General features: G+C 42.8%; 12 protein-coding genes. 5 read left to right on the top strand and 7 right to left on the bottom strand.

Annotated elements, in window-relative coordinates; translation table 11 throughout:
- Genes A8C56_RS21400 through A8C56_RS21385 form a run of 4 tightly spaced genes read right to left on the bottom strand, consistent with a single transcriptional unit; the run spans nt 1 to nt 6,860 of the window.
- Nucleotides 1–1,791, bottom strand: coding sequence for a RagB/SusD family nutrient uptake outer membrane protein (locus A8C56_RS21400; protein ID WP_067760548.1), 1,791 nt, complete (start codon nt 1,789–1,791; stop codon nt 1–3).
- 20 nt (nt 1,792–1,811) lie between these two features.
- Nucleotides 1,812–5,177: a SusC/RagA family TonB-linked outer membrane protein gene (locus tag A8C56_RS21395; RefSeq protein ID WP_084490333.1), complete on the bottom strand. Its 3,366-nt coding sequence runs from the start codon at nt 5,175–5,177 to the stop codon at nt 1,812–1,814.
- Nucleotides 5,178–5,202: 25 nt separating this feature from the next.
- Entirely contained in the window at nt 5,203–6,249 is a 1,047-nt protein-coding gene (locus tag A8C56_RS21390; protein ID WP_067760544.1) for a FecR family protein, read from the bottom strand.
- A gap of 56 nt (nt 6,250–6,305) precedes the next feature.
- Nucleotides 6,306–6,860 carry an RNA polymerase sigma factor gene (locus A8C56_RS21385; RefSeq protein ID WP_067760542.1) on the bottom strand — a complete coding sequence of 185 codons (555 nt, stop codon included), beginning with the start codon at nt 6,858–6,860 and terminating at the stop codon, nt 6,306–6,308.
- Between the two features lie 150 nt (nt 6,861–7,010).
- Here A8C56_RS21385 and A8C56_RS24730 point away from each other — a divergent pair, with 150 nt between their 5' ends.
- Nucleotides 7,011–7,178, top strand: a complete 168-nt coding sequence (locus A8C56_RS24730; RefSeq protein ID WP_169818819.1) for a hypothetical protein — start codon at nt 7,011–7,013, stop codon at nt 7,176–7,178.
- Nucleotides 7,179–8,134: 956 nt separating this feature from the next.
- On the opposite strand, the gene A8C56_RS21370 is transcribed toward A8C56_RS24730, so the two are convergent.
- Genes A8C56_RS21370 through A8C56_RS24775 form a run of 3 tightly spaced genes read right to left on the bottom strand, consistent with a single transcriptional unit; the run spans nt 8,135 to nt 8,698 of the window.
- The gene (locus tag A8C56_RS21370) at nt 8,135–8,353 is read right to left on the bottom strand and encodes a hypothetical protein (protein WP_067760536.1); all 219 of its coding nucleotides are present in this window, start codon (nt 8,351–8,353) and stop codon (nt 8,135–8,137) included.
- A gap of 10 nt (nt 8,354–8,363) precedes the next feature.
- A complete protein-coding gene (locus A8C56_RS24780) occupies nt 8,364–8,519 on the bottom strand; it encodes a cupin domain-containing protein (RefSeq protein WP_179946952.1) in 156 nt (51 codons plus the stop codon).
- Complete coding sequence (locus A8C56_RS24775) at nt 8,513–8,698, bottom strand: cupin domain-containing protein (protein ID WP_067760534.1); 186 nt, start codon at nt 8,696–8,698, stop codon at nt 8,513–8,515. Before A8C56_RS24775 ends, A8C56_RS24780 begins: the two co-directional genes overlap by 7 nt.
- 213 nt (nt 8,699–8,911) lie before the next feature.
- On the opposite strand from A8C56_RS24775, the gene A8C56_RS25190 reads away from it, so the two are divergent.
- The 4 genes from A8C56_RS25190 to A8C56_RS21345 all read left to right on the top strand — a co-directional run bounded on the left by A8C56_RS25190 (nt 8,912) and on the right by A8C56_RS21345 (nt 14,143).
- Nucleotides 8,912–9,184: a Fic family protein gene (locus A8C56_RS25190; RefSeq protein ID WP_245645629.1), complete on the top strand. Its 273-nt coding sequence runs from the start codon at nt 8,912–8,914 to the stop codon at nt 9,182–9,184.
- A 181-nt stretch (nt 9,185–9,365) separates the two neighbouring features.
- Nucleotides 9,366–10,268 (top strand): hypothetical protein, encoded by a 903-nt coding sequence (locus A8C56_RS21355; protein WP_067760532.1) that lies wholly within the window; start codon nt 9,366–9,368, stop codon nt 10,266–10,268.
- Between the two features lie 289 nt (nt 10,269–10,557).
- On the top strand, nt 10,558–10,896 hold the full coding sequence (locus A8C56_RS21350; protein ID WP_067760530.1) for a hypothetical protein: 339 nt from the start codon (nt 10,558–10,560) through the stop codon (nt 10,894–10,896).
- A 16-nt stretch (nt 10,897–10,912) separates the two neighbouring features.
- A complete protein-coding gene (locus tag A8C56_RS21345; protein WP_169818818.1) occupies nt 10,913–14,143 on the top strand; it encodes a DUF6443 domain-containing protein in 3,231 nt (1,076 codons plus the stop codon).
- Nucleotides 14,144–14,145: the final 2 nt, after the last annotated feature.

The following is a 14,145-nucleotide window of genomic DNA, read 5'->3' as shown; positions in this document are numbered from 1 at the left end:
TTATTTATTGATCCAATCAGGGTTTTGTTCTATTACCGCATCTTTATTGGTTTCTATAACCTTTTGCGGAATGGGCCAAAGGTTAAAATTAAAGGTCAAAGTGGCCTGTGCTTCCGGCCAATAGGCATATTTTTTAATCCGATCAACAGCAATGTTTTTGCCCATTCTCAGCAATGTATTCCATCTGCATTCCTCATATATTAATTCCCGTGCCCGCTCATCAAGAATTAAATTAAAATTATCGTCCATGTCTGCGGCGGTAACTTTATAAGCGCATTGGGCACGGGTTCTGAGCAGATTAATATCACTGGCGGCACCGGCTTTATCGCCACTTCGCTGCTTCGCTTCAGCCCTTAGCAGGATCGTTTCAGGAAGACGGATAATATAATCATCGCGAAAAAGGTTGCTCATATTCTCCCCGTCGGCAATACCTGTATATTTATCAGTAGCTATTTTGCAGGAAACCGGATAGCAAAGGCTGCTGTTGTTCATATTGGTGGTATTGTCTGAACTGCCATTGTACAATGCGGCCCATGGAACATCTTTCCTGTAATAGGGTGAAGCGGCAACGTTTCCCTTAAACCTGCGGCGAAAAACCGCATCGCTGTTGCGCATGTCGGTACCCCATTGGGAACTGTATATTTCGTCTCTTGTATAAAAGGTGGGCATTATTTGTGAAATTCCGCGACCACCAACGTCTTCATTCGTTCCGGTTAAGTTACTCGTTGCTCCATCTCTGAATACAGGCCCATAGGTTCTTGAGTACGGAAGCTTCGATTCTCCGTCCCCCGCCTTATAAGCCGCATAATCAATCTGGGCCGCCCAGATGCATTCCTTATTTCCGTCCTGGTAATTGACATTGCCCTCCTGAAACAGGTCCCAAAAAACATTGGTTGCCTGCTGAACGGTGTCTACAATGTTCGCCGTACCATAAACGCCCCCTTTGTAGACCGGGATGCTGATAGTGCCCTCACCAGCCCGTTTCCCAAACCGGCTTTGCATTAATGAATAAACCCCGCCGTCTATTACATCATTTCCATACTGAATGGATTTGCTGTATGCATTTTGGGCTTCTGCTGTTTTTGATGCGGCCTCCAGTTCTATTCCTTTTGCAAGATAAAGTTCACAAAGATTGTGCTGGGCAGCGCCCTTTACCAGACGCCCTCCAGCCACCGTAGTGGCCGGCAGGTCATTTAATATTGCCTCCATTTCCGTAATAGCAAAATCGTATGTTTCAACCCGGGTGGAGCGGGTGAAATCATATTTGGGAGTAGTGGAAACTTCGGTAACAATGGGTACCCCGCCAAATTCTTCGCCCAGGTTTCTGTAAGCAAACGCCCTGAAAAAGCGGGCTTGTGCCAGGGCATAGTTCTTTTCATCATCAGAATTCCACTTCACCTGTGGCAGGTTAGCCGCATAAATGGCCAGATTAGCCTTGCTGATGAGATCGTACCAGAAACTGTAGATAGCATAAAAGCTGCCATTGTCCGGATTGATATTTGCATAGTTATTAAATGTGCCGCCTCTTCTGATGCTTGCTACATCAAATTCATCGGTCCCGTTTCCCTTAAAAATAAACATCCATCCCTGCTCATTCGGGTTGGTCCAGGCCTCCCTGATATTTGAGTAAATACTGATCAGCACCTGGTCTACCTGTGCCGAACTTGAAAAAGCATTATCAACCGTATAAAAAGTTTCAGGCTTCTCCGTAAGAAACTCCTTATCCGGTTTACAGGAGTGCCATAAAAAACAAATAAAGAATGCCGTTAAAATATTTAAAGACCGTTTCATGGTAATCAGTTTAAATGAATTTAAAATCTTGCAGTAAAACCAAAGGAGTACGTTGTGGGAACAGGAATGGTATTATCTTTCACAGTATTCCCCAATTCAGGATCACCCCCTTCCCAGTGGGTGAATGTTGCCAGATTTTTTCCGGAAACAAACAACCGCAGGTTGGACAAATGCAGGTGCTGCATCCATGGCTGACGAAATGTATAGGAAAGCACTACATCCTGAAGCCGTACAAAACCTCTTGACTGCAGTCCCAGAAATCTGGAGTCTGCGGAATAGGTGGCTGAAGGATAAACGTTACCGGGGTTTTCCGGTGTCCAGTAGGGAACATATATGGAGTTATCATTAAACCGGTTGGTCCTTGACAGGTATGCCCCCGTATTGCTTTTAAGATAAAAATCATTACCGCCGAAAATACCGGAAACCAATGCGTACAACTCAAAGTTTTTATAGGAAACCGTGTTGCCCAGGCTCATTCTGAAATTCTCTTTGGTGTACCCCAGAATTTTGCGGTCATTAACGGAAATACCGGGAACACCGTCAATATCATTGTATTTAGGATCGCCGGGGGCAGCACCGTTCAATGCTATATAATCCTTGTCAGCGGTCTGAACGATCCCGATTTGTTCGTACCCATAAATGGCGCCCAACGATTTACCAATGAAAAGGCTGTTGGCAATATCATCATCTTCCTTTCCGTCCCCGTCACTGTCTGTACCATACAGGTGCACCAGCTTATTCCTGTTGATCCAGTAGTTTAAGGTGGTAGACCAGTTAAAGTCTTTTCTTTGAACATTTACGGAAGTCACTGAAAGCTCCAGGCCTTTGTTGTCTACCTCACCCATTGATGCATTAATGGATTTAAAGCCCGTCATAATAGGAATTTCCCGGACAAACAACTCATCAGTGGTCTTTGAGGTATACAGGTTCAGGTCAACAAATATCCTCCTTTGTAACAAGGCCGCTTCAATGCCAAAATTCCAGGCGGCTGTTTTTTCCCAACCCAGATCGTTATTACCGAGCGCTGATTGTGCCAGGCCATATAGTATGCTGCTCCCGGTATTGGAAAATTCATACCGGTAACCGCCGGACAGACCATTGACTACGGTAGCCAGGGTACCATAAGGACCTATGCCCTGGTTCCCGTTCTGCCCCCAGGAAAGCTTTATCTTAAGATCGTTCACTAAGGAAAGATTCTTCATAAATTCTTCACCGGAAATGCGCCAGGCAACACCCACGGCGCCAAAATTCCCCCACTTTGTATTCGACCCGAAAACCGAAGCCCCGTCTCTTCTGATCGACGCATTCAGCATGTATTTATTGGCGTATTCATAGTTCAGCCGGGCAAGATACCCGATATTAGCCCTTTGCTTTACATCCTGTGCGTTTTGTTGCACCGTAGCTTTGGACAGGCCCCAGATACCTAATAAGGAGTTGCCGTTTGCTGCAAAATCAGAGCCAATGATATTGGCGCTTTCGTTTCTTGTAAAATCTCTTGTTGCCACTGCGGTCAGATCAATATTATGCCGGCCAAACGTGTTCTTATAATTCAGGATATTGTCAATAACATAGTTGAAGTTGGTCGTATTCTGCAAGTTACCATTGGCCTTGGAAAGGAGCCCGTTAAGCACAGCAGTACTATATCGTTCTATTCCTTCTCCTTCTGCTACATAATAATTTTCATAATAAAAGGCACCGGATTCATTCTTGTCCAGGTTCGCTGAATAATTTAACCGGTAGCTTAACCCTTTTACCCAGGGTACAGAAACCAAAGCATAGGTATTTAATCTGAAATTCTGGCGCCTGTCCAAGTTGCCGGTTGTACCATCCTGCACCCCCCATAATGGGTTTACAGCCGACTGGGTGTACGGATATTTTTCCAGGTGGCCCTGGTCATCCCTGTACATGACGCCATAAGGAGACATTTGCTCCGCAGAAAGTACATTTGCAGGTATCCCTGAATAGTCTAATACATTATAGGCTCCATCCAGACCCAGCTCCAGCCATTTGGTAATCTTTGCATTCACTTTGCTTAAAACAGAGATCCGGTCGTACTGATCACCGATTATAATGCCCCGGTTATTGTTATAGGAGGACGACAGGTAATAATTTACATTTTCTGAAGCCCCGGAAACAGCTGCCTGGTAATTTTCAAAAGTTCCCGTGCGGGTAATGGCATCCAGCCAGTTCGTTTCCCTGCCGTTATTGTAATTTTCAAGCTCCCCAGTCTTCATCCAGTTTGTAGAGCCTGCCGTATAACTGTTCCGGTCGTTTACTGATCGGATCCATTGCTCTCCATTCATCATTACCGGCCGGTTCTGCCAGCGCTGAACCCCGTAGGAGGCGTTCAGGTTAATAGAAGGCTTCCCTCTTTTGCCCTTTTTGGTTGTAATAGCGATAACACCATTTGCAGACCTTGATCCATATACCGAAGCGGAAACGGCATCTTTCAGAACATCCACTGTGGCAATATCATTGGGGTTAATATCATTAAGGCTACCAAGGTAAATGACGCCGTCCAGTACAATTAGCGGATTAAGATCGCCACTTAGTGAGTTCTGGCCCCTTATCAGCATCGACGGCTGGCTACCCGCAGAATTGGCGACCCCTATATTTAAGCCCGAAACATTTCCTCTCAATACGTCTAGAGGACTGGAACTGGGTAGCATGCTCACCGGCCCGTCTTCCACCTTTACGGAGGCTACCGCACCGGTAAAATCCTTACGTTTTGCAGTACCATATCCGATTACTACCACCTCATCCATCTGTGCGGTTGCTGCAGATAAACTTACTTTTATTACAGGCTGACTGCCAATGGGTACCTCCTGCGTTTTGAACCCGACACTGGAAATGGTTACTACATCATTACGGCTGCTTACACTTATAGTGAATTCCCCTTTTGAGTTGGTGGCGGTTCCTTTCCCCGTGTTCCGGGCCGTAATACTGGCTCCGGCAACGGGGTTGCCAGCATCTGAGAGCACGACACCGGAAAGCATCCGAACCTCTGCTCCGGGCGCCGGTTCCCGCTCTCTTTCTTTTTCAGTAACGGGGGCCTTTACAGAAGGAAACTCACCCAGCCGTTCTTTTGGAACGATGGTATAGTAATTCCTTTTTACATACAAAAAGACCAGGTTATTAGGGTATAAGATTCCTTTCAACACATCTTCCACATTCTTTGACTTTAAATTATCCAGCGAATAGGAGGTTGTTTTGCCTTTTAACAGGTCAGGATCGTACACGAATTGTGTACCATATATTTTTTTTACCTGGCTTAAAGCTTCCTCAATGGAAACCTTTTTACCTCCGGCCTGTGCCTGCACAGCCGGACAGTTGAACATACACCCCAACAGGCACAGGGATGCAATAAGCAAGCGTTTTTTTAACATATGGACTTTTATTATGAGTGAAAAACTATTTAAAGTTTACTCTTATGCTATCACCCTCGTTAGTGAATGATATATTTAAAGCAGTAGACATTACAAAAAGCGCGTCATCCAATGATTCTATCAATATAGGGCCGTTCAGTCTTTTATTGGCCAACCGCGGATCTTCCAAAATAAATGACTTACCATAGGCATCTTCCAGGTATCTGAAAATTTCAGACAGGGTTGGATTGGAAAGTATCAGCTCTTTTTCTTTCCAGGAGGATGCATTTAAGGCATTCTCGATATTGGAAGAACGATGGATCACATTCACCGAATCCACCAGCAGCATATCTCCCGGCTTCATAAATACCGGTTGCCTTTCGGTCTTTGTAAACCTTACCTTAATAGATCCTTTTTGTAAGGAAATTTCAGTTTTTCCTCTTCTTTCCCGGATATCAAACGACGTACCCAATACTTCAACAATTGTGTTTTCTGTATGAACAATAAACCGTTCGAAATTCTCTATTTTATGATCGCTGTCAAGGTGTTTCACCTCAAAAAAAGCCTCTCCGTTCAACCACAATTCCCTGGGGGACCCTTTGTGCCATTTTTTGCCATATCTTACTGAGGAATTAGCATTTAATATTACAATTGAACTGTCTGGTAACGTCAGTCGTGAAATCTTCCCATACCCGGTTTTAATATCATAAAAACCCCGGGGGGTTATCCGCCAAAAAATCAGTGAACTGATCACTGCTAATGGAATCAGGACAGCAGCAACCTTCCAGCTTCTGGCAAATTTTAAAAAACGGCCTGGGTTGACTGGCTTTTGTTCCAGGGCTTCAATTGTGATTAATGCCTGGTCTAAAGAGGTTTGTATCTTTAACTGATCCGGCTTGCTATACTTAAAATCAATATTTAATAAAATGCTCTTTGCTAATTCAACCTCCTTTTTCTTGCCCGGGTTTGCCCGCAGCCATTCTTCCCAAAAGGCATTATTTTCTTTATTGGGTTTTAAGATCCAATCCTGGAAATATTCATCACATAAAAAATCCTTAAGTACGTATTGCCTGTAATTTCCTGCTTTTTTCATGCCTCTGAATATAAATGAGTAAAAAAAGCAAAAAATTACCCCACCCTTAATAAAAATTATTTTAGTAAGAAAAAAATGCAGACAAGGGGAACCGAGATTTTGTCGCGCAAGGTAAGAAGGCTTCTTGCCATAAGCTTGTAGGTTGCTTTTACTGAAATGCCCAGAATAGAGGCCGTTTCCTCATAAGAAAATCCTTCATAAAAACGTAAAAACAGCGCTTCCCGCTGCCTGGATGAAAGGGTATTGATAGCTGCCGTTAGCTTTTCTCTGAGCGCAGTATCGGTTTCCCTTTTAATAATAACCGCATCAACAGAAAATTCAGGGTCGGACTCAATACCACCTATGGCTTTAGCTTTTGCCAACGACGCCATCCGTTTGCTCAGGGCCCTTCTGAAAAGCACATAATAATATCCATCAGGGTTTTTTATTACCCCTAATTCTTTTCTGTTTACCCATAATAACATCAGAACTTCCTGAATTACATCCTCAACCAGTTCGGCATCCCTCACCAATTTTACGCCATAATTGTAAAAACGCGCATACAGCTGCCGGTAAGCTTTGGAATAAGCTTCCTTATCCCCAACTTCAATATCTGTCCAGGAAATTTCCAACCCTTTAAAATTATTAACCCTGATTATTCGCTATGGAAATTATATAAAATTTTCTTGAAAACTGAAATGACCGTTCTCAACCAGCTTCTCAAATCACATCGTTAATTTCAAAATTATGTTATAATATAATCCAGACTGTCCTGCTGCGTCATGTACAAAACACCGGGCCGTACGGGTAATGACAGGCATCAGTATCTGCACCTGGAAAAGGAAGCGTCTCCGGACTTCCGGCGCAACAACCAACCCGGACAGATCTTCTTACCAACCAGCCCAACATTTATGGTTGGTAAAAATGAATTTAAGCTAAGAAAGGAGTGAGGAGACTTTTCAACTCAAGCAGATACAGCGGATTAAAAATACAGAATATTAAAAGCGACGCACCTTATGCTTAGCATAGGTATGTCCATTAAAGAAACCACCGGACTTACAGGGTTCCGCTGCTAACTCATTTTTATTAATCCTTTTAAAAAATGCTTTGGGTTCCGTCCGGTGCGCTGCGTAAACAAAACTTCACCCGGACAAAAGTGGTTTTAGGATTCGGCTATATGTACCTGGTTATAATCTGCAGATACACTTTAGCCCACTTACATCCCGGGCTTTTTAAAGATTTCAGACATTATTTCTTTGTCAATACTATTCATATCTGCCAGCTTCAGTTATTTTACCATTTTCAAAGCAGCAGTTTTGTACTGCTGAAAGGCATTCTTATTTGCATAAATTTCTATAATTCGTACCTGTGTCGGGTTTTCCTGCTGATACATCGGGAGAGCTGTAGAGGTTTTGAAAGAATTGTTCTTAACACATTCGCCTGTGTTCTGGAAACGTTTTTTTCTATCAGGTCTGCAACCTGTATCAACTGATCTTCGGCAACTCTGGTATTTTTCCCATAGAGATGTGGGCTTGTAACTGCGGCTCTACTCCAGGGAAAGCGACCAGCGCAGCTATAGTTACCAGCTCTCTCTCTGCTGAAAGCTGAGCACATCACTTGCGAAAATGTCCGCAAATAGATGCCCTTTGAAAAAGGCATCGATGCGGGGGTGCAAATGCTCCAAAATCAGGAGCCGGTTTTGATTGTGGAGTTTTGTTCAGCGTTTCCAATACTTTTCTGCCCTGTTCATACTTATCCAAAACATTATTTTCAACTACAATTGTTTCTCCTATGCTGTCTGTCATCCCTTTTGTTTTTCTTTCCTCCAGAACATTCATAAAAGAGCCCATTGCATTCAGGCTTTTAGGAAAGCCTCAATAAGCATAGAGCTGTACCAAAACTTCTTTTATCTCGTTATTGTAAGCCCGGTATCAAGGCCGGTGTTCAGACAGGACTTTAAGTTGTCCAGATTACCAGCTGCGGTTAACGATGAAATCGCAACGATATGCTGTTGCCTCGTATTTAATGCCGGGCCATCGTTACCGGTATTTTGAGCATTCATATTCATTGTAATAAAGGCCAGAACAAAAAGCAAGATCCATTTTGTAAATTTGTTTTTGTTCATTATCGTTCTTTTAATGTTCCTTTACTTTTTTGTATTCTTCATCGGTAACCGGGTTTAACCAGGTTACATTATCTTCTTCCTTAAAGTTGGTTATAGCTATATGTACCATCTTACAGGTTGCAGATGCACCATGCCAATGAACCACACCTTCCGGAATATTCACCACGTCGTCTTTTTTATGGCTTGTGCGGGTTTACCTTCTTCCTGGTACCACCCAACCCCTTCAGTTACAATAAGCACCTGCCCTTTAGGGTGGGTATGCCAGTGGGTTCTTGCGCCCGGCTCAAAGGTGACACTGCCTAATGCAAAGCAGCAATTGCCCATTTTTGGTTTATCATCATTCACCCATTTGATGATGGCAACGGAAGGATAGCAAGAGCCATTACAGATCTATTTCTGGCCCGTGCAGAAAATAGCGCTGAACGATTCTATAGTATGCCAAGCCAGATAATGATCGAAAGAAAACAATATTATGCGGTATTACAAAAAGTTCAACACAGCAACGGAAACATTACGGAATGGTTAAGCTGGTTTCTTCATTGTCTCAAAAACGCGTTGTTGACTACGGAAAAAACAATACAAAAAATTCTGCAGAAAGCTACGTTTTGGAAAGTACACGAGCATACCCGCTTAAACGAAAGACAGCGCCTGGTGTTGATCAAGCTCCTGGATGGGTTTGATGGAAAATTAAAATCTTACAAATGGGCGAAAATAGCAAAATGCTCTCCCGATACCGCTTTACGGGATATAAAGGACTTAATAGAAAAAGGCATTTTACAGCAGGAGCAGGGTGGTGGCCGCAGTACAAATTACGAACTGGCAGCATTTTAATGCATTGATCTTTCTGCTAAATATTACAGGCAAAAACCTGTAAAACGATTAAAACCCGACATTTTACTAGAAAAATGTTTAATCCCTGTCAGTCATTCTGTAAAACAAAGATTGTATTTTTATACTATCATCACAATATTTTCCGTATGCCGGTCGGTCAGAACTGAGTCACACTAAGGTTGTGGATTACGTCGCAGGAAATCCAGCAATCAACGTCGAAACCTCTTATACTTATGACCCCTATGATTACCTGACTATATCTGAAAGGAAGACTGATAGTAAAGGAAGAGATCAACTCTTTCAATATAGCTATCCAAAGAATATGATTTCGCAAACATTAGATCCAACTGGCACTTATCAGGCAATGGTTGCAGCTAATATGATTAGTCCTTTGATTGAATTGAAAGAGACTATCAGTGGTACCCAGACAAGAAGAATTAAGCAGAACTATGCAAAGTTTAATTCTGGCAATTTGCTCCTTCCTGTGTCTGTTGATAATCAAAATCTTAACATGGCTAGTTATACAACGGTTAATTATACCAATTACGATGTTTACGCCAATTTGATAGAACAACAGAAACCCAATGGTTATAGGAAAACCATCAAATGGGATAATGCAGGGGAAATGCTTATGGCTTCTATTGACAACGCGGATAATACGGAATTTTATTTCGAAGGCTTCGAAGGCCTTTCTGGAGCAAACGTTGTAAGTGGTGGAGCCCACACTGGAAACAAATATGTTTCGTCCTACACTGTTACCTGGTCCAGGCCAAATTTACGTAATTACGTGATTAGTTATTGGTATTTAAGCAATAACCAATGGAAATATAAAGCAGAACAAGCATACTCAGGACCTTCAATTACATTGACAGGAGGCAGTGGTTATGATGATATAAGAATATACCCCGCAGATGCTCAAATGACGACATATACCTACGAACCATTGGCGGGGATTACCAGTTCAACGGATGCCAAAGGGATAGTGACATATTACGAGTACGACAACTTTCAGCACTTAAAGTGTATTAAAGATCAAACCGGCAACATAATTAAAGCGTTTGATTACCACTACAAATGGCAATAAATAAATATCACATGAGAGACTACTTAAGAGATTTATTACGAATCTCAATATAAAGGATATCAGCCGTCGGATTATGTTTATTAATAGGATAGTAATTCAAAATAAAGCAATTCTGGATGTGATAGTATAAATCTCGATGTTATGAAGTGCAGCCAGTTAGCTTAACATATATCAGCATAGGTAAATTTGGAGTAATCGTTTGATTAGATTTTAGGACTTGCCGTATTTATTTCTATTTAATAATATAAAACATCTCAAGACCTTAATGTCATAATCTTAAAAACCGCTTATGAATAGTTTAATTATACTATTGTTTCTACTTAACAGTAAAGCTTTTTGCCAGGCAGGCGCGGGCAGTGGGACCCCTATTCCTAATTATACTGATTTTGATGAGAATACGTTACAAATCATCCTCTCTCCGTTAAGAAATATTGCAAATGCTGTTACTACCACTTATACCTATATGCCGTTTATTGGCGTTTCATCGAAGACAGTGCCAACTGGAACGATAACTTTTTATGAGTACGATGGATTTGAACGATTGTTTTTTGTAAAGGATGAAAAGGGAAATATTTTAAAGAAGATCTCTTATAATTATGCAAGCCAGGTGGTCAACTGTTACCAATAACTTTAAAACCAACACTATGCCATTTTCAAATCAAACCGGATCCTGTTCAAGGATATATAGATATATAGTATTTTCTGTGCTGTTTGCCTTCTCATTTGCAGTTACAAGAGCCCAGGTCACCCCTTCCGCCAGCCAGAATTTCATTTATACGCGAACAATCGTAAAAGAAGGAGTAAAAACAGCGGCTGATCTGGCAGCACTTCCGGTGGATAGCATGCGGGCCGAGATCCAATATTTTGACGGGCTGGGAAGACCATTACAAAATATAGCTGTACGGAATTCTCCTAGCAAAAAGGATGTTATTATTCCAATTGTGTATGATGCTCTTGGGAGGCAGGATAAAAATTACTTGCCCTATGAGCACAACAGCCAAACGGGGGCTTATCAACCAACAGCTGTGACAGCCCAGGCTTCTTTTTACAGCAGTGCCGGCAGTGGCTCCATACCCAAAATAGCCTCCAACCCGTTCAGCCAGACAGTATTTGAAGCTTCCCCGCTGGACCGGGTGCTGGAAACGGCCGCCCCGGGCGATAGCTGGAAGCTGGGAGCCGGCCATACGATAAGAAACAATTACGAGATCAATATTGCCAATGAGGTGAGACTGTGGAATATAACGCAATCGGGTGGTGTCAATATCGGCGCCGGCAGCCCGGGCTATTATGGTGCCGGGCAGTTGTATAAAAATGTGACCTGGGATGAGAACCGCAACCGGGTGATTGAATATAAGGACAAAGAAGGGTTAGTAGTATGCAGGAAAGTACAGGATGGGGGCGATACACTCAATGCGCCTACTTATATGGTTACGCAATATATTTATGATGACCTGAACCAGCTGGCCTATGTAGTACCACCGGCGCTGGAAACAATTACCAGCTTTACGGAAAAAGATGCCAATTTTTTAAATTATATCTATGCGTATCATTATGATGGGCGGAGAAGGGTAATTGAGAAAAAGATCCCGGGTAAGGGCTGGGAGTACACGGTCTATAATAAAGCCGATTATCCCATCTTTACCCAGGACTCCCTGCAAAGAGCCCGTAATGTATGGGGATTTATGAAATATGATACATTGGGCAGGCTGATCATGACAGGGGAAACCAGTAACGCGTCCACCAGGCCCAGCCTGGAAACGCTGGCCGGCAATCAAAACAAGTTGTTCGAGATACGGGACAATACCAAATCCTGGGGCTATACCAATACCGCTATCCCTACTGCTTTAACTACCCTGTTTACCATGAGTTTCTATGATGATTACAGTTTTTTGAACAGTACGGTCAATGCAAATCCTTATGCTGCTTTATTTAATGTGCCCAATGATACCAGCACGCTGGAAAGGAGCAATGTAAGGGGGCTTCCGACGATCACCGTAACCAATGTGCTGGATAGCGCAAAGTATTTGTATGCTGCTACCTATTATGACGCCAAAGAACGGGTGACCAAAATAGTCAAACAACATCTCTTAAATGGAGCAGATGTAGTTACTAATACCCTGAATTTTGTGGGGGAAGTTACCATCAGCACCCGGAAGCATTTTGCAAATGGCAATACCACCACTCCTGTTGTTACCATTGCCACCACCAATCAGTATGATCACGCGGGTAGAATTATCCGGGCTATAGAAAAGATCAATACCCAGGCTCCGGATACCATTACCTATGCCTATAACCAGGTAGGGCAGCTTTCTCAAAAAAAGGTAGGAAATCAGACAATCGGGACCTTCTTTAATGCACGTGGATGGGTCAAAAAGCAATCGGCTCCTTTGTTTACGATGGAGCTAAAGTATGACAGTACAGCCGCAGCGGCGAATAAGCAGTACAACGGCAATATCGGTCAGCAGCTGTGGAAGAGCGGTGCCGGCACCCAAACCCAACGCACCTATACCTATGTTTATGACCGGGCCAACCGCATTACCAGCGGCGCCAGTGATGAAGGCTATAATGAACAGGGGATTACCTATGACAAGATGGGCAATATTACAGCCCTTACCCGTCCCAAGAACAGCGCTACGGCCATTACCTACAATTACGGGGCCAAGGGTAACCAGCTGCAAAGTGTCTCAGGGGGGTATGCAAGAGGATACACCTACAATGGCAACGGTAGTGTAGCCACCATGACGGGCACAAATCCTTTGACGATTGTTTATAATGCATTAAATTTACCAAAGACGGTAACCGGGAGTGCTGCTGTAAGTTATGTGTATGATGCTGATGGAAACAAGTTAAAAAAGACTTCTGCAACAGAAACAAGGTGGTATATTGATGGTATTGAATACATTACTAACTCCACAACTCCCAGCCCGGCTGTAGATCTTTTACATACCGCAGAAGGTGTTGCAAGAAAAAGCGGAACAGCCTACAATTACGAGTATTTCCTGAAAGATCATCTGGGCAATACCCGGATCGTGCTTAACAAAGCGGGTACTGTATTACAGCAAACGGATTATTATCCGTATGGGATGAGCTTTTCAAAACAGCCATACCTTCCAAACAAGTATTTATATAATGGCAAGGAGCAGCAGCAGGAATTGGGTGGTACAGACGGAGGGCAGTATGATTATGGGGCAAGGTTCTATGATCCGGTGATTGGCAGGTGGCATGTGGTGGATCCGTTGGCAGATTCTATGCGGAGACATTCACCATACAATTACGCTTTTGATAATCCAATGCGATTTATAGACCCAGATGGCAAAATGGTTATTAATCCAGGTGACAGATTTAGAACGGCAAATGCTGCTGCGCTTGATTTTGCAAAGCTTTACAACGATAATTCAATTATAAAAGGAAAAGAATTTGCAACATACATCGTTGAAATAAAGGCAGGGAAACAAGTTTTTTATACATATCTAAAACCTAGTGAGGGATCTGAAGCATCATCAAAACCAGAAGGTCTAGGGCGATCAAATGAAGGAGATGCAACCATTGTGGCACGAGCCCATACTCATGGATCCTACGATTCCCAATATGAAAACAATGTATTTTCGACAACAGATATAGATAATGCACAACTCCAGGGAGTAGATAGCTATGTCGCTACACCTAATGGGACACTACAAAAATTTAAGAAGTCAACTGGGGCCATCTCAGTAATAAGTACAGCAATACCGAGTGACCCCCGAGATCCGGATCGACAAAATTCAGTTAACCCGGCTACATTGCCCAAAAATGAACCCACCTATAATACTTGGGACTGGATAAAGCGCAATATTATTTTGCCAACATTAATAGGCGTATCTAAAATTAAAGGTTAAAA

The sequence above is a fragment of the Niabella ginsenosidivorans genome (genome assembly GCF_001654455.1).
Lineage (GTDB): Bacteria > Bacteroidota > Bacteroidia > Chitinophagales > Chitinophagaceae > Niabella > Niabella ginsenosidivorans.
Note: the sequence above shows the minus strand (reverse complement) of the source record. Positions and strands in the feature narration are given on the sequence as shown.